16 protein-coding genes are annotated in these 16,460 nt (G+C 47.5%); 9 read left to right on the top strand and 7 right to left on the bottom strand.

Annotated features, from left to right (window positions below; genetic code table 11):
* Window position 1: 1 nt before the first annotated feature.
* Window positions 2–3,346 (bottom strand): carbamoyl-phosphate synthase large subunit, encoded by a 3,345-nt coding sequence (gene carB / locus GN278_15055; GenBank protein ID XAT61966.1) that lies wholly within the window; start codon window positions 3,344–3,346, stop codon window positions 2–4.
* A gap of 450 nt (window positions 3,347–3,796) precedes the next feature.
* Between carB and aspS the strand changes: the two genes are divergently transcribed.
* Both aspS and GN278_15045 read left to right on the top strand, forming a co-directional pair.
* Window positions 3,797–5,572 (top strand): aspartate--tRNA ligase, encoded by a 1,776-nt coding sequence (gene aspS, locus GN278_15050; GenBank protein ID XAT61965.1) that lies wholly within the window; start codon window positions 3,797–3,799, stop codon window positions 5,570–5,572.
* 99 nt (window positions 5,573–5,671) lie between these two features.
* Window positions 5,672–6,382: a GNAT family N-acetyltransferase gene (locus tag GN278_15045; GenBank protein ID XAT61964.1), complete on the top strand. Its 711-nt coding sequence runs from the start codon at window positions 5,672–5,674 to the stop codon at window positions 6,380–6,382.
* Here the strand turns inward: GN278_15045 and GN278_15040 are convergent.
* A complete protein-coding gene (locus tag GN278_15040; GenBank protein XAT61963.1) occupies window positions 6,307–7,056 on the bottom strand; it encodes a response regulator in 750 nt (249 codons plus the stop codon). The two genes, GN278_15045 and GN278_15040, sit on opposite strands and share 76 nt — an antisense overlap.
* Before the next feature lie 134 nt (window positions 7,057–7,190).
* Here GN278_15040 and mce point away from each other — a divergent pair, with 134 nt between their 5' ends.
* Both mce and GN278_15030 read left to right on the top strand, forming a co-directional pair.
* Window positions 7,191–7,595 (top strand): methylmalonyl-CoA epimerase, encoded by a 405-nt coding sequence (gene mce, locus GN278_15035; GenBank protein ID XAT61962.1) that lies wholly within the window; start codon window positions 7,191–7,193, stop codon window positions 7,593–7,595.
* A gap of 21 nt (window positions 7,596–7,616) precedes the next feature.
* Window positions 7,617–7,910 carry a DUF1467 family protein gene (locus GN278_15030; protein XAT61961.1) on the top strand — a complete coding sequence of 98 codons (294 nt, stop codon included), beginning with the start codon at window positions 7,617–7,619 and terminating at the stop codon, window positions 7,908–7,910.
* Here the strand turns inward: GN278_15030 and GN278_15025 are convergent.
* From GN278_15025 to pip, 3 genes are all read right to left on the bottom strand, one after another.
* On the bottom strand, window positions 7,867–8,577 hold the full coding sequence (locus GN278_15025) for a hypothetical protein (GenBank protein XAT61960.1): 711 nt from the start codon (window positions 8,575–8,577) through the stop codon (window positions 7,867–7,869). The two genes, GN278_15030 and GN278_15025, sit on opposite strands and share 44 nt — an antisense overlap.
* Window positions 8,568–9,140 (bottom strand): nitroreductase, encoded by a 573-nt coding sequence (locus tag GN278_15020; protein XAT61959.1) that lies wholly within the window; start codon window positions 9,138–9,140, stop codon window positions 8,568–8,570. Before GN278_15020 ends, GN278_15025 begins: the two co-directional genes overlap by 10 nt.
* Window positions 9,141–9,333: 193 nt before the next feature.
* On the bottom strand, window positions 9,334–10,311 hold the full coding sequence (gene pip, locus GN278_15015) for a prolyl aminopeptidase (GenBank protein ID XAT61958.1): 978 nt from the start codon (window positions 10,309–10,311) through the stop codon (window positions 9,334–9,336).
* A gap of 50 nt (window positions 10,312–10,361) precedes the next feature.
* Between pip and ubiG the strand changes: the two genes are divergently transcribed.
* The gene (ubiG, locus tag GN278_15010; protein XAT61957.1) at window positions 10,362–11,105 is read left to right on the top strand and encodes a bifunctional 2-polyprenyl-6-hydroxyphenol methylase/3-demethylubiquinol 3-O-methyltransferase UbiG; all 744 of its coding nucleotides are present in this window, start codon (window positions 10,362–10,364) and stop codon (window positions 11,103–11,105) included.
* Here ubiG and GN278_15005 read toward each other — a convergent pair.
* Window positions 11,102–11,794 carry a response regulator gene (locus GN278_15005; GenBank protein ID XAT61956.1) on the bottom strand — a complete coding sequence of 231 codons (693 nt, stop codon included), beginning with the start codon at window positions 11,792–11,794 and terminating at the stop codon, window positions 11,102–11,104. The two genes, ubiG and GN278_15005, sit on opposite strands and share 4 nt — an antisense overlap.
* Before the next feature lie 5 nt (window positions 11,795–11,799).
* Window positions 11,800–12,312 (bottom strand): MarR family transcriptional regulator, encoded by a 513-nt coding sequence (locus tag GN278_15000; GenBank protein ID XAT61955.1) that lies wholly within the window; start codon window positions 12,310–12,312, stop codon window positions 11,800–11,802.
* Window positions 12,313–12,482: 170 nt separating this feature from the next.
* Between GN278_15000 and GN278_14995 the strand changes: the two genes are divergently transcribed.
* The 4 genes from GN278_14995 to GN278_14980 all read left to right on the top strand — a co-directional run bounded on the left by GN278_14995 (window position 12,483) and on the right by GN278_14980 (window position 16,440).
* Window positions 12,483–13,352: a branched-chain amino acid aminotransferase gene (locus tag GN278_14995; GenBank protein XAT61954.1), complete on the top strand. Its 870-nt coding sequence runs from the start codon at window positions 12,483–12,485 to the stop codon at window positions 13,350–13,352.
* A 382-nt stretch (window positions 13,353–13,734) separates the two neighbouring features.
* A complete protein-coding gene (gene petA, locus GN278_14990) occupies window positions 13,735–14,295 on the top strand; it encodes a ubiquinol-cytochrome c reductase iron-sulfur subunit (GenBank protein XAT61953.1) in 561 nt (186 codons plus the stop codon).
* A gap of 12 nt (window positions 14,296–14,307) precedes the next feature.
* Complete coding sequence (locus GN278_14985) at window positions 14,308–15,633, top strand: cytochrome b (GenBank protein XAT61952.1); 1,326 nt, start codon at window positions 14,308–14,310, stop codon at window positions 15,631–15,633.
* Between the two features lie 18 nt (window positions 15,634–15,651).
* On the top strand, window positions 15,652–16,440 hold the full coding sequence (locus GN278_14980; protein ID XAT61951.1) for a cytochrome c1: 789 nt from the start codon (window positions 15,652–15,654) through the stop codon (window positions 16,438–16,440).
* Window positions 16,441–16,460: the final 20 nt, after the last annotated feature.

The raw sequence follows: 16,460 nt of genomic DNA, 5'->3' as shown, positions 1-16,460 counted from the left end.
GTTAAGCCTGTAGCGCTTTGACCTCAATTTCGCCCTCATTTCGCGCTTGCATTGCCAATGCAGCCGCGTGCGCTGCTGCAGCAGTGGTATAATAGGGAATTTTGTCAAACAGTGCGACTGAGCGGATTTCTCGACTATCTTCAACAGCTTGCGCGTCTTCGGTTGTATTCATCACCAGTGATATTTCCCCGTCTTTCAACAGGTCATAGACATTTGGTCGGCCTTCAAACATTTTGTTGGTTACATCACAGCCGATACCTTTTTGGTCCAAAAATGCAGCTGTGCCGCGTGTGGCCACTAGCGAAAACCCTAGATCGATCAATATTTGAGCTGTCTCTACAAGCTGTGGAGTTTTATCACTATCCTTGATGGAAAAGAACACCTTGCCAACGGGCCCTTTGGAAGGGTCTGGCAAATCCATTCCAGCGCCCATCTGTGCCTTAAGGAAAGCCCGCGCAAAACTGCGGTCCCAGCCCATCACCTCACCGGTTGATCGCATTTCAGGGCCCAAAATTGTATCTACGCCAGGAAAACGGGCAAACGGCATAACCGCCTCTTTGACGCTAAACCAAGGCATGTTTGGATCTGCCAAGGTCATCGGATCAGCCATTGGCAGGGATTCTCCATAAGAGACATCTTTATAGGGTGCGCGTAATGGGAAGTTGTCCATTTTTTCACCAGCCATCAGTCGTGCTGCAATCGATGCAATGGCGCTATCTGTAGCCTTGGCGACAAAAGGCACTGTCCGGCTAGCGCGCGGGTTAACTTCGATGAGATAAATTTCACCATCTTTGACCGCAAATTGGACATTCATAAGCCCAACAACATTTAGCGCCAAAGCCAAAGCTTCCGTTTGAACTTTCAGTTCGCTGATAATCTTTTTGGACAGCGAATGTGGTGGCAGCGAGCAGGCGCTATCACCTGAGTGCACTCCAGCCTCTTCGATATGCTGCATGATACCGGCAACATGCACCGTTTGCCCATCGCACAGCGCGTCCACATCGCATTCAATGGCGCCTGAAAGATAGCTATCGAGCAAAACTGGGCTGTCGCCTGAAACCACAACAGCTTCTTTAATATAACGCTCAAGCTGCGCCATATCGCGAACGATTTCCATTGCCCTGCCACCCAGAACATAAGAGGGGCGAATAACCAGCGGAAATCCAATATCACCAGCGATATCCAAAGCCTCGGCATCGCTGCTGGCAATACCGTTTTTAGGTTGTTTTAGTCCCAATTGGTTTACCAGCGCCTGAAACCGCTCGCGGTCTTCAGCAAGGTCAATTGCATCTGGTGTTGTACCCAAGATCGGAATACCTTCGGCCTCAAGCGCATTGGAAAGTTTTAGGGGCGTCTGGCCGCCGAATTGCACGATGACGCCGTGCAACGTGCCATTCCTTTTTTCAACCTCAAGCACCTCCATAACATGCTCAAAGGTCAGCGGTTCAAAATAAAGTCGATCTGACGTGTCGTAGTCCGTAGAAACCGTTTCAGGGTTACAATTGATCATGATCGTTTCGTACCCTGCTTCAGTGAGGGCAAAACAGGCATGGCAACAACAGTAGTCGAATTCTATGCCCTGACCAATCCGGTTGGGCCCACCCCCAAGAATAACAACTTTTTTCCGTGAACTAGGACGTGCTTCGCATTCTACTTCGCCCATCATGGGCGCTTCATAGGTCGAATACATATAGGGGGTTTGCGCTTCAAACTCGGCTGCACAAGTATCAATACGTTTAAATACAGCGGTTACCCCCTGCGCATGCCGCGCATGCCGTACTTCCGTTTCGCTCAGATTTGTAAGAGTTGCGAGGCGTGCATCGGAAAATCCAAACATTTTGAGCGACCGAAGAGAGGCCTGATCCGTCGGCAGGCCATTCTTTCTGAGTTGGCTCTCAGCATCGACAATTTCGCGAATTCGTGCCAAAAACCAAGGATCGAATTTTGTTACAGAATGGATTTCGTTGTCACTCAGGCCATGCCGCATTGCCTGCGCAATTGTGCGCAAGCGGTCGGGCGTTTGTTGGCTGATTGCCTTGATGATTGCTGGCTTGTCCGGTGCTCCAATGATGTCAACCTCATCAAAGCCGGTTAGGCCAGTTTCCATTGACGCCAGCGCCTTTTGCAAGCTCTCATGGATGGTCCGGCCAATTGCCATAGCTTCACCAACTGATTTCATGGCTGTTGTAAGATGCGGCTCTGATCCTGGGAATTTTTCAAACGCAAAGCGTGGAATTTTTGTCACCACATAGTCGATCGTGGGCTCAAAGCTTGCTGGTGTGACCTTGGTGATATCATTGTCTAGCTCATCAAGCGTATACCCGACAGCAAGCTTTGCAGCGATTTTGGCAATAGGAAAGCCGGTCGCTTTCGATGCAAGAGCCGATGAGCGTGAGACCCTAGGGTTCATTTCAATGACCACCATGCGCCCATCCTCTGGGTTTACGGCCCATTGCACGTTAGATCCGCCTGTTTCCACACCGATTTCACGTAATACTGCGATCGAACCGTTGCGCATGATCTGGTATTCTTTGTCCGTAAGCGTAAGGGCAGGTGCTACAGTGATTGAGTCGCCTGTATGCACGCCCATCGGGTCAATATTTTCGATAGAGCAAACAATAATCGCGTTGTCCGCCGTGTCGCGAACAACTTCCATTTCAAACTCTTTCCAGCCCAAAAGTGACTCGTCGACCAAAATCTGATTGACCGGCGAGGCATCCATGCCGCTGCGGCAGTAAAATTCATAATCGTCTCGGTTATAAGCCACCCCTCCGCCGGTTCCGCCAAGTGTGAACGCGGGCCGGATGATGGCTGGCAAACCAATATCGTCGAGCGCTTCAAGCGCCGAACGAACGCCTTCGTTTAAGTCTGCTTTTCCATTTTGAGTTTGAGGGGCTGTAACAATGGTCGCCTTTGGATTTTCCAGACCGATGCGGTCCATTGCCTCTCGAAATAGCTTGCGATCTTCAGCCATTTCGATCGCATCGCGTTTGGCGCCGATCATTTCAACCCCAAATTTTTCCAGAACTCCCATTTCTTCGAGCGCTAACGAAGTGTTCAGTCCGGTTTGCCCCCCCATGGTTGGTAAAAGTGCATCGGGCCGTTCTTTTTCGATGATTTTGGCAACAACATCTGGGGTTATCGGCTCGATATAAGTTGCATCGGCCAATTCTGGGTCAGTCATGATTGTGGCGGGATTAGAGTTGACCAAAATCACTCTGTATCCTTCTTCTCGAAGAGCTTTACAGGCTTGGGCGCCTGAATAGTCAAATTCACAGGCTTGTCCGATTACGATCGGACCGGCGCCAATAATCATGATCGATGAAATATCGGTTCTTTTGGGCATTTAAATACCTTTGGTATGGCAGCAATTGCGGGTTGCTCGCTGTGGGACAACGCAAATTGTTCTGGGTTATAGACAACCAACGAAAAGGTTCAAGAGGGATCGGGAAATAATCTGTAAAGAACTAGATGGAATGCACTTTGATGCCCAAATATTAGCAACAGAGGCATTGGGTGATACTCAGTTGTATGAGAAAGTTTCGACCTTAAGATGAAGCTTTTATGATATGATCTTCGTGTTCCACACAAAACCGCGAATAGACAGTGGATGGATTAGGCTTACAGAAAAATACCAGTAAACTATGATAATCTGGTAAAATGGCCTCAAATTGTGACTGGAAAACCGCTGTGCCGTAAAATCGTGGGAGAACTCTTATGACTGATGGCTTGACATCGGGCGCGCAACCTTGTGTATCGGCACGAACTGACTTTACCCGCTCGAAAGGCCAAACCTATGCATGCCTACCGCAGCCATACCTGTGCTGACTTGAATGTGTCCCATGTTGGGCAAACTGTTCGTCTTTGCGGATGGGTTCACCGCGTACGTGATCACGGAGGTGTTTTGTTTATTGATCTGCGCGATCATTATGGAGTGACCCAGGTGATAGCTGATGCAGATAGCCCAGTGTTTTCGCAGATTGAAGAATTGCGCAGCGAATGGTGCATTAGAATAGACGGGAATGTATTGGCCAGAGATGAAAGCCTCATAAACCCAAAGCTTCCTACTGGGGAAGTCGAAGTGTTTATTCGAGACATGGAAGTTTTGGGTGCCTCAGAAGAGCTGCCTCTTATGGTGTTTGGCGACCAAGAATATCCCGAAGAAACCCGTCTTCGCTATCGCTATCTGGACTTGCGCAGGGAAAAGCTACAAAACAATATGAAATTGCGTTCTGATGTGGTGGCCTCGATCCGAAAACGGATGTGGGACGTGGACTTTAGGGAATTCCAAACCCCGATAATCACTGCTTCAAGTCCGGAAGGTGCGCGCGACTTTCTTGTTCCAAGCCGTCTGCATCCTGGAAAATTCTATGCGTTGCCGCAGGCGCCTCAGCAGTTCAAGCAGTTGATCATGGTGTCCGGCTTTGACCGGTATTTTCAAATTGCGCCTTGTTTTCGGGATGAAGACCCTCGCGCTGACAGATCACCAACGGATTTTTATCAGTTGGATATGGAAATGTCTTTTGTCACGCAGCAGGATGTTTTTGATGCAATCGAGCCGGTTCTAAAGGGCGTTTTTGATGAATTTGGTGGCGGCCGCAAAGTAGATCAGGATTGGCCACAAATTTCTTACCGCGATGCGGTGCTTTGGTATGGCTCCGACAAGCCGGATTTACGCAACCCGATTAAAATGCAAGTGGTGAGCGATCATTTCCGTGGATCTGGTTTTGCCATTTTTGCAAAGCTTTTAGAGCAGGAAGGCACTGAAATTCGCGCGATCCCAGCGCCCACAGGTGGGAGCCGTAAATTTTGCGACCGGATGAATGCGTTTGCGCAAAAAGAAGGTCTGCCGGGGATGGGATATATCTTTTGGCGCGAGGGTGAAAACGGAATGGAGGCCGCAGGTCCTTTAGCCAAAAATATTGGGCCTGAGCGCACCGAAGCCATTCGTGAGCAATTGGATTTGGGTGTTGGCGACGCTGCATTTTTCCTTGCTGGTAAGCCGAAAACTTTTGAAGCTGTGGCCGGCCGGGCCCGGAATGTGATCGGCGAAGAATTGAACCTTACCGATAAGGACCGATTTGCATTTGCATGGATTGTAGATTTTCCAATTTACGAAAAGGACGCGGAAACCGGTAAAATAGATTTTGAGCATAATCCGTTCTCGATGCCACAAGGCGGTATGGAGGCACTCACTGGTAACCCATTAGAGGTGTTGGGTTATCAGTATGATTTGGCCTGCAACGGGTATGAGTTGGTATCAGGCGCCATCCGTAACCATAAACCGGAAATTATGTTCAAAGCGTTTGAAATAGCAGGCTATGACGAATCAGAAGTGCGTAAGCGCTTTGGTGGAATGGTAAACGCTTTTCAATACGGGGCTCCGCCTCATGGCGGTTGTGCTGCCGGTATTGACCGCATCGTGATGCTGCTGGCAGATGAAATGAATATCCGCGAGGTCATCATGTTCCCCATGAACCAACGTGCTGAGGATCTGATGATGGGGGCCCCAAGCGAGCCCTTGAGCGAGCAACTTATGGAATTGAACTTGCGCGTTATTCAGCAGGACTGATGAAACAGAATTAGGGTTTTCCTTTTTGCAGGCTATTGCTAGTTTGGTGTTACAGGGCTGCTGTTTTGTGAGCGGTTTTTAATTTTAGAGAAAGCTATTATGTCTGACAATCCGCTCGGTGAATTGGTGTCTGGATGGGGTCCCCCTGAGCGGCCCGGCACCACCGAGTTGTCTGGGCGCTTTGTTCATTTATCCCCTTTATCTGCGCAGCAGCATGCGGCGGATCTATATCAAGCATTTCAGGGTAAAGATGCTGTTTGGGATTATATGCCTGTTGGTCCCTTTCATTCGTCAGCTCAGTTTTACAAATGGATTTCAGACATCACTGCGAACAACGATTTTGTTTTTTTTGCGATACGTGATTTGGCTACCAGTCAGCTTGGTGGGGTGGCAAGCTATCTTCGGATTGCTCCTGATAAGGGCAGCATTGAAGTTGGCAACATAGCTTTGGCACCTCACTTTCAAAAAACCACGGCTGCAACTGAAGCAATGTATTTGATGATGAAATGGGCGTTTGAGGCAGGCTACAGACGGTATGAATGGAAATGTAATGCTCTCAATCGTCCGTCGCGCCGGGCTGCACAACGTCTTGGACTTAGCTTCGAAGGTGTTTTTCGTCAGGCGCTGGTGGTTAAAGGCCGAAACCGAGATACGGCTTGGTTTGCTGCAATTGATAGGGATTGGCCAGCTTTGAAAGAAGCCTTTGAGGCTTGGCTGGCGCCGCAAAATTTCGATCAAGAAGGTGAGCAAAAAGAGCGCTTGGGCAATCTTACGGCTTTGGTGAGGGCCTCATCAGATCCTACACTTTGATTATTGGATATTTCAGTAATGCGATCGTCGATCTTAGATTTTAGCCCATTGATGTCTTTTTCTTTTAACACGGCCACAATTTCAGAATCGCCCGTACTTTTACATAATCCTTCTAAGAAGTTAAAAATATAATCTTTTGATTGAGTGGGCTCTTGGTTGAGAATTCTACTGGCGTGTCGCAGATCATCACAATAGGCGATTGAAGTAGGTATAATGATGTCTTCAGTGAGGGCTCTCGGTCCAGAGATTCGCTGATCTGCAGAAAGATTTGATAACAAGGTAGTTTGGAACGCGGCCAAACTTTCTATTGGTTTGGTCAAAAACCCGTTGGCTCCAGCTTTGCGCGCGCTATGATGCATAAGTTCATCCCCGCTCGTGCCCAAGATCATTGGGATACGGGGGGTCTCGTGATGCAACTTTCGAATTAAGTTCAATCCTGAGCCGTCAGGTAAGCCGATATCAACTATAACAACACTCGGGCGGTACACCACCAGATGGCGCTCTGCTGATTTAAGACAATCAGCACGTCTAAGGCGGGCGCCGCTTCGCTGGCACATCATTCTAACGGCTTCACAAGTGAAACGGCTATCTTCAACCAACAACAAAGTTAATCCAAGCAGTGGTCGCGACTTTGTTGGGTAGAGTTTAAGGGTGTTTTTTTGGTTTGAGTTCATCTGTCTTCCTGCGATTCTAATGTCTATGGTGACCCAGCACTCCTAACAGTTGGTTAATTCTGCACACATAGGCAGTGTGGGTTGCGAAATTTGAGCGTGAAGCGCATAAGGCTTCACATATGTGAGGAAAAAATATGATTGGTCGACTTAACCATGTTGCCATTGCTGTCCCTGACCTTGCGGCAGCTGCAGAACAATACCGGGTTGCACTTGGGGCAACTGTTGGCGCCCCCCAAGATGAGCCAGACCATGGGGTGACTGTAATTTTCATCGAGCTACTTAACACGAAAATTGAATTGCTTTATCCATTGGGGCAAGACAGCCCAATACAGGGCTTTCTCGATAAAAACCCATCAGGTGGCATTCATCACATTTGTTATGAGGTTGAGAATATTTTGGAGGCCCGGGATCATCTAAAGTCTACTGGAGCTCGTGTTTTAGGAACTGGAGACCCAAAAATAGGAGCTCATGGCAAGCCAGTGTTATTTTTGCATCCCAAGGACTTTAACGGAACATTAATTGAGCTAGAACAAAGTTAAATGTTTGAAACGGGGCAGTAAATGTCAATAACCTCCGCGATTGTTCTATACGCCGTGATTTGGTTCATGGTGTTTTTAGTTGTGATCCCCATACGCCTAAAAACACAAGGTGACCTTGGGGATGTGGTCCCGGGCACTCATGCAGGCGCACCTGAAATTCACCAACTTAAGAAAAAAGCTTGGATAACAACTGGAATTTCTGCACTTTTATGGGCGGTGATTGCCGGCACTATAATTTCTGGCGTCATCACTATCCGTGACATAGATTTTCTTAATCGGATGACCCCTGCCACAAGTGGTGAAACAAATGGGTAAATGTTGCTGCCCCTAGAATTGGGATCAGCAAATTAACCAAAGGCACCGATAAGGGTGCAGCCATAAAAATCCCTGCTAGCCAGATACGTCCGGCGTATTTACGGCGAAGAGATTTTGCCGCCTTGTGCCCAATGCGGCGCGCTGCTGCCATTTGAAAATATTCACGGCCCAAAAGATATCCATTCACGGCCCAAAAAATCACAGGCGAGAAAGCAAAAAACAATAAGTACAAAATCAACGCAAATAGGTTCACCGCAAGAACAAGGCCTAAGAAATTAATCGAGGCTTTAAGCGAATCCGCAAAATTACTTTCTATGGCTGGCGGCAAATGAGGGTAGTGTTTTAGTTCAACAGCGTGCGCCACATTTTCCAAGAAGAATGACGAAATAAAGACTGCAACAGGTATCATCAAAAAAATTGAAAGGCTTATGAGGAGCAAAAAGCTTCCCCAACTCATCCACTGGCGAAGGAATGTCACCTCGCCTAAAAACGGAAAAGTAATACTCTCTTCAAATAAAGAACCAAAGCCGTAAGAGACCCCAAAGGCAAGGGCAGCTAAAATCCCAATTGTAAGAGCAATACTTTTAATCAAAATGGATGCGAGAGCTGGATCGGGCAATTGTGCCAAAGATTTCCCAAAGGCATCAAAAATTTGTCCTAAAGCCATTTTGCGATAGCCTCTATCTGGGGCCTGGGGCGTTCCGGGGGGGACGATGTTTCTGTTCCAAGATAAATTAGCCCGGCGACCCGTTCATTGCTATCTAAACCAAAGCCTTCTTCTACAAAAGTTCGGTTATGTGATGCCCATCCAGAAAGCCAATTCGCGCCCCATCCAGAGGCAAGCGAAGCATTCAGCAGCGCAAGACAGACAGCACCTGCAGAATATGTTTGCTCAATTGCAGGAATTTTATCTGATTCTTTTTGCACCTCAATCACTGCAATTGCCAGATGGCCTTGATCAAACTGTTTTCGAGCTTTGGCAACAGAATCTTCATCTAGGTTTTCGCCCAAAGCGCATTCTTCTGCCAAATCTCCCAATTTAGAAAGGGTGGATTTGCTGAGAATGATAAAACGCCAAGGTTCAAGCTTTCCGTGATCAGGAGAACGAGCAGCAGCCCTTAGAATTTGCATGACTTCGTCTTTATCGGGAACTGGCACAGCAAGCGTCTTTGCTGGCCGAGATCTTCTATTGAGTAAAAAATCCATTGCGGCGATGTTTCTTTGAGGCATAATAACTCCTGTTCGGACATATCCTAATATTGGGATTTTCGCCTGGTCTCACAAGTGGACTGGGTGCGGAAATTCTTGATAATAGCGCTGCAAAAGTTTTTCAAGAAGGACCAATCCAGCTGCAAGCACCTAAATTAAAAATGTGTGATATTACGCCGGTTAAGCTGGCCTGCATTTTACAAAAGGAAAACAGCTAGTCAGCCATCTCGGCAATTAAATCCATAATACGAACCAATTCGGAGCTTATACTTGGCTCAGACATGGCATGCCCGGCGTTGCGGATCATCCGCAAGTCAGACTTGGGCCAGGCTTTTGCTAAATCCCAAGCACTTTTGGGTGGGCAAATCATATCATAACGCCCTTGGACAATGAAACCTGAGATATGGGCAATCTTATCCATCTGGGCAATTATTTGACCATCAAAATCCAAAAACCCATTGTTGATAAAATAGTGATTTTCCAGTCTCGAAAACGTACGAGCATAGTCGCTGTGTGCCGTCCCTCCTTGACCATTCGAAGCAACCGAAGCCAATGCATTTTCCCATGTTGCCCAACTGCGCCCAAACTGCATCTCAGTTCTTAAATCTCCACAGAACAACCTTTGATGGTAGGCTGCGATAAGATCAGAATGTTCATCAGTCGGGATGTTTTCTATGAATTTCCCCCAAGCATCAGGCCAAAACTGACCAGCGCCGCCCCCATAAAACCAATCTAGTTCCCGCTTGGTCATTAAAAAGATACCGCGTAGAATGAGTTGGATGACCGTGGTGGGATGCGCCTGTGCGTAAATTAATGCCAAGGTGGCACCCCAACTACCCCCAAATATTGCCCATCTGTCAAGGTCCAGCGTTTCGCGGATCAATTCCATATCTTTGACAAGATGCCAGGTGGTATTGTTCTTGACGCTGGCTTTTGGGGTTGATCGACCGCAACCGCGCTGATCGAAAAGCACAACGTGAAATTTTTCTGGATCAAAATACCGCCGCATCATTGGGCTGGATCCACCGCCAGGTCCGCCATGTAACACAACGACCGGTATGCCATCTGGATTGCCACATTGTTCGACATAAAGCTTGTGACCGTCACCAGTATCAAGCATTTGATGCGCAAAAGGATCAATTGGAGCGTATAAATACTGAGCTGCGCGTTTTTGACCTGAGAATTTGTCCATGTGAACCTATATATTAGATTATGTGTGCAAATGACCAGACGGAGCAAAATATGCAAGCCTCAAATTCGACTGTCGACCCGCTAGAGATTGCAAAATTCGAGCGCATGGCTACCGAATGGTGGGACCCTAATGGCAAGTTCAAACCTTTGCACATGCTCAATCCCTGCCGCCTTGACTATATCTTAAGCCAAATCTCTGCAGAGTTTAACCGTGATTTAAGTTTGGAAAAACCTTTCGAAGATCTCAGAATTTTGGATATTGGTTGTGGTGGTGGGCTTTTATGTGAACCGATGGCAAGGCTGGGTGCAAAGGTTGTCGGCGTTGATGCCGCCGAAGGCAACATTCCAGTAGCCCAAATGCATGCAAAGCAATCCCTGCTTGATATTGATTATCGTGCGGGGACAGCAGAAGCACTTGTCGAATTATCTGAGGAGTTTGATGTGGTTCTTAACATGGAGGTGATTGAGCATGTGGCAGATCCGCAGTCTTACCTTACATCCTGCCAAAAGTTGCTAAGGTCCGGTGGATTAATGATTTGCTCAACGATAAATCGTAACCCAAGAAGTTTCGCTATGGCCATCGTTGGTGCCGAGTACGTTATGCGATGGCTTCCAAAAGGAACACATCAGTGGTCAAAGTTTATTACGCCGGATGAGCTAACAGAACTGATCCGGCAAGCTAAGCTTGATCCAGTTGATCGCAAAGGGTTTGTTTTCAATCCTTTGAGTTGGCAATGGCGGCTTTCTGATCGAGACCTTAGTGTGAATTATGTCACGGCGAGCGTTAAGCCCTAATCGTTTGTTAGCATATAACCTGACCCGCGCACGGTTTGAAGATATCGGGGTTCTTTGGGGTTCACTTCAATTTTCCGTCTAAGCCGCGTAATTTGAACATCAATGGCTCTGTCTTGCGCAAGATCAGCACCACGCCCCATTTCGCTCACTAAATGCGCGCGGGTAACCGGTTCTCCGGCACTGGCGGCAAAAATTCGCATGAGTTGGCCCTCAGTTGCAGTAAGGCGAATTTTATCCTTGCCGTTCCAAAGCTCGCCCCGCTCTAGGTCATACCTGGCTGGGCCAAGGGTTATAAATTTAGGCAGAATTCCATCTTCTTTTTGGTTGGGCAACCGCCGCAAAATCGAGTTAATTCTGAGCAGCAGTTCTTTTGGCTCAAAGGGTTTCGCAAGATAATCGTCCGCCCCTGCTTCAAGACCAGCTATCCTATCGTCGATCTCGTTTTTTGCTGTCAGAAGCAAGATCGGAATATTGGCGGTTCGGCGCAGGTCTTGAGTAAGACTAACGCCATCCTCGCCGGGCATCATAACGTCAAGTATTATCATATCGAACTCTAGGCCTATCAGAAGTCTTCGTGCATGCGCTGCGTCTCGCGCAATGGATACGAGAAAGTCATTTCTGATTAGGTATTTTTGTAAAAGCAGTCGGATGCGTTCATCATCATCAACAACCAATAGATGGGTTTGCATCTGCTTTAACTCCCAGTATCACGCATGTTGATGTAAGTATTCAGCATTTTGGGGTCCATCATGGCTTCCAGCACAGTGCGAAAACCGGCAACTGCCTCTGGCCCTGCTGCACGAAAAGCGCTGCGCATGCGCAGGCGCTGAGCATTGGACAGCTTTTGTTCTAGCTTCGAGCCCTCAGGTGTTAAAAATAAATGACGTTTACGACGATCTTTTTTTCCAACATGGCTCTCAACCAACCCATCTTCAATTAAAGAGCGTAATACTCGGTTTAGAGATTGTTTGGTAACTCCCAAAATATTGAGTAGATTATTAACTGTTGTCCCTGGCGCGCCGTTTATAAAGTGCAGTGCTCGATGATGGGCGCGTCCATAAGAAAATTGTTCCAATATTCGGTCCGGATCAGCGGTAAAACCTCTATAGGCGAAAAACATTGCTTCAATGCCTTGGCGGAGTTGCTCATCGGTCAAGTAGAGCAAAGCTTGGCCCTTGTCATGGTGAGGCGATAGGACGCTCTCCATAAATACCTCCTGCATATTAGACATTCAAAGTTTATGTCAGCCTTGTTGACATTCCAAGAGGCAACTGTTAGCGATTTACAGTTTTTTTGGAATAATATGTCCGTATCGGACATATTATTGAAATTTTCGCAAAGGCCTACAGAAAGGCAGAGCAAAAAAAGGGGTATGTCATGGAAAGTGGTTATGATGATCGCGACGGTAAAATTTGGTTAGATGGTCACCTAATCGATTGGCGTGATGCAAATGTACATGTCCTTACCCATGCCATGCATTACGCAAGCTCTGTTTTCGAAGGAGAGCGTGCTTACGATGGTAAAATTTTTAAAAGTCGTGAGCATTCTAAAAGATTGATTGCCTCTGCGAAGCTAATTGATTTTGATATACCCTATTCCGTTGATGAAATTGAGCAAGCGAAAGAGACCGCTTTAAAAGCCAATGGTTTGACCGACGCCTATGTGCGGGCATTTGCTTGGCGTGGTGCGGGGCAAGATATGGGTGTTGCCTCAGCGCGGAACCCTGTCAAGATGGCTATAGCCGTTTGGTTCTGGGGAAATTACTACGGAGACGCCAAAATGAAGGGGGCCAAACTTGACATTGCAAAATGGCGCCGCCCAGATCCAGCAACTGCGCCCTCTCAAGCCAAAGCCGCAGGATTATATATGATTGCAACAATGTCTAAGCACGCAGCAGAGGCTAAAGGCTGTAGCGATGCAATGATGTTTGATTATCGCGGCTATATTGCTGAGGCCACCGGGGCAAATATTTTCTTTGTTAAAAACGGTGAAGTTCACACACCGAAACCGGACTCATTCTTGAACGGTTTGACACGTCAAACGGTTATTCAAATGCTGCATGAAAAAGGAGTGAAAGTGGTTGAGCGCCACATAATGCCAGATGAGCTTGAAGGGTTTGAACAATGCTGGCTTACTGGGACAGCTGCAGAAGTGACACCTGTTGGGCAAATAGGAGACTATAATTTTGAAGTTGGTACCTTGACCCGTGATATCTCTGAAAGTTACGAAAAATTGGTCAGGATATGATCAGTTCGGCAAAATTACCCAATTTTTCGTGAGTAAGAATCGGACGTGAAAGAAACCTTTCCTATCAGAGCTCAGAAACCTTTCAATTGCGCGCGCTAGGCTCAGCTTAATTGGGGCTTCTTTCTCATACTAAAATGGAATCATCTGCTGCTCTAGAGACCAAGATACAAAATCTAAGGCCTGATTTGCTTGTAAAGCGACAAAATCAGCATAAAAATTGCGACACATCCGCGCTAAAAGGGCGCGGGTAGTAACCTGTGCTAGACGCAGGGCGCAAGCCTCGTTAAATAGCCTAGCCAATAGCTGTTCATAAGGCTATGACCCAAAGGTCAAAGATTGAAATATAGGGCGCTAAGCCCAGCTAACAAATGGAGCTTACCTCGTGTCACACGCAGACGATCACGAAGGCACACGCAGAGACTTCCTCTATTATGCCCTGGCGGGCACAGGCGCAGTAGGGGCAAGCGCAGCAGTTTGGCCTTTGGTGAACCAAATGAACCCATCAGCCGACGTTAAAGCGCTGTCGTCGATTCGCGTTGATATTTCGGAAATTGCTCCGGGAACGCAGTTGACGGTAAAGTGGCTCGGCAAGCCAGTTTTCATCCGCCGCAGAACTGAAACAGAAATCTCTGAAGCCCGTGCTGTGGAAATGGCAGAACTGATCGACGTCTCTGCGCGAAACAAAAACGCGCCTGAATTAGATGCGTCTGACCAAAACCGCGCTCTGGACGAAACAGGTGAATGGCTTGTGATGATGGGTGTTTGTACCCACTTGGGCTGCGTGCCCCTTGGTGATGGTGCTGGAGATTTCCATGGGTGGTTCTGTCCGTGCCACGGATCCCATTACGATACTTCAGGCCGTATTCGCAAAGGCCCGGCCCCCGAAAATCTTCAGGTGCCTGTGGCAAAATTTGTTGACTCAACCACAATCAAACTTGGTTAAGGAGCGTTTAGTATGGCTGGAATTCCTCATGACCATTACGAACCAAAATCTTCTGGTGGAAAATGGTTACATAAGCGACTGCCGATTGTAGGACTGCTTTACGATACCTTGATGCTCCCAACCCCCAAGAACCTCAATTGGATGTGGATCTGGGGTATTGTGTTGACGTTCTGTTTGGCACTTCAGATTATAACGGGAATTGTGCTAGTGATGCACTACACCCCGCATGTGGATATGGCGTTCGCGTCGGTTGAGCATATTATGCGAAATGTGAATGGCGGCCACATGATCCGTTACTTGCACATGAACGGGGCCTCTTTGTTTTTTGTCGCGGTTTATGCCCATATTTTCAGAGGCCTGTATTACGGTTCATATAAAGCCCCGCGTGAAGTCACATGGATCATTGGAATGATTATTTATGTGTTGATGATGGCAACAGTATTCATGGGCTATGTGCTACCTTGGGGACAAATGTCATTTTGGGGTGCGACAGTTATTACAGGCCTTTTTGGAGCGCTTCCATTTATAGGTGAACCGTTGCAGGCCTGGTTACTAGGTGGCCCGGCAGTGGACAACGCGACTTTAAATCGTTTCTTCAGTTTACACTACTTACTTCCATTTCTGATTGCCGGGTTGGTTATCGTACACATTTGGGCATTTCACACGACGGGGAACAATAACCCGACAGGTGTCGAAGTGCGGCGTGGGTCGAAAGAAGAAGCGGAAAAAGATACTGTTCCTTTCTGGCCTTACTTCGTGATGAAAGATTTGTTCGCACTTGCTATAATTTTGACAGTCTTTTTTGCGATCGTTGGATTTATGCCAAATTATCTGGGACACCCAGATAACTACATTGAAGCCAACGCTCTGGTGACACCTGCCCATATCGTGCCGGAATGGTATCTTTTGCCGTTTTACGCAATCTTGCGCGCGTTCACAGCAGAGGTTTGGGTTGTGCAGTTTGTAAGCTTTATCACTGGCGGAATTATAGACGCAAAGGTCTTTGGAGTGTTAGCCATGTTCGGAGCTATCGCAGTTATGGCGCTGGCACCTTGGCTGGATACTTCATCTGTTAGGTCTGCGCGGTATCGCCCGATGTTGAAGTGGTGGTTTGCACTGCTCGTACTAGATTTCATCTTTTTGATGTGGTTGGGAGCAATGCCCGCAGAAGAGCCATATGCAAGCTTTTCATTGATCGCGGCGACCTACTGGTTTGCCTACTTCCTTGTGATACTTCCTCTATTGGGTGTGTTGGAAAAACCACTTCGTCAACCCACTACGATAGAAGAAGATTTTGACGCGCAGTATGGCAAAAAAGATGCATCACCTGCAGAATAAGAAAAGGGGCAGAAACCTATGTTCAAGAAAATTACTCTGAGCACTATTGCAGCATTGGCCCTGTCTATATCCGGTGTCCTTGCAGCAGGTGGCGGAGAGCAGTATATTGAGGATTATCAGTTCTCGTTCGAAGGGCCTTTTGGAACCTTTGATCAAGCGCAACTGCAACGTGGACTTAAAGTTTACACTGAGGTTTGCGCGGCGTGCCATGGTTTGAAGTATGTGCCGATCCGAACCCTTGCTGATGAGGGTGGCCCGCATTACTCCGAAGATCAGGTGCGTGCCTACGCAAAGAACTTTGAAGTCTATGATGCAGACTTGGAAGACTTTAGAGAAGCCAAGCCTGTGGATCATTTTCCCGAAGTCAATGGCGTTGGTGCTCCTGATCTTTCGATGATGGCCAAGGCGCGTGCAGGATTTCATGGTCCCTATGGAACAGGCATTAGTCAGTTGATCAATGGTATGGGCGGTGCAGAATATATTGCCTCTCTTCTGACAGGATACACCGGGAAAGAAAAAGTGGAAGCAGGCGTTACGCTATATGAAAATACGGCTTTCCCCGGCGGTTGGATTTCAATGGCGCCTCCTTTGACAGGTGGGGATATAGAATTTGATGATGGTCACTCAAATGATCTGAAACATGAAGCTATGGATATTGCGGCCTTCTTAATGTGGGCTGCTGAACCAAAAATGATGGCGCGCCAGTATGCAGGTTTCCTTGGTGTGTTTATCTTGGTGATCCTGTCAGGCTTGCTATATCTTACAAACAAGCGGATATGGGCGCCGATCAAGTATAAAAAGTCCTAAAGTCTAACAGCTTACATAAG

The sequence above is a fragment of the Rhodobacteraceae bacterium Araon29 genome (assembly GCA_039640505.1).
Lineage (GTDB): Bacteria > Pseudomonadota > Alphaproteobacteria > Rhodobacterales > Rhodobacteraceae > CABZJG01.
Note: the sequence above shows the minus strand (reverse complement) of the source record. Positions and strands in the feature narration are given on the sequence as shown.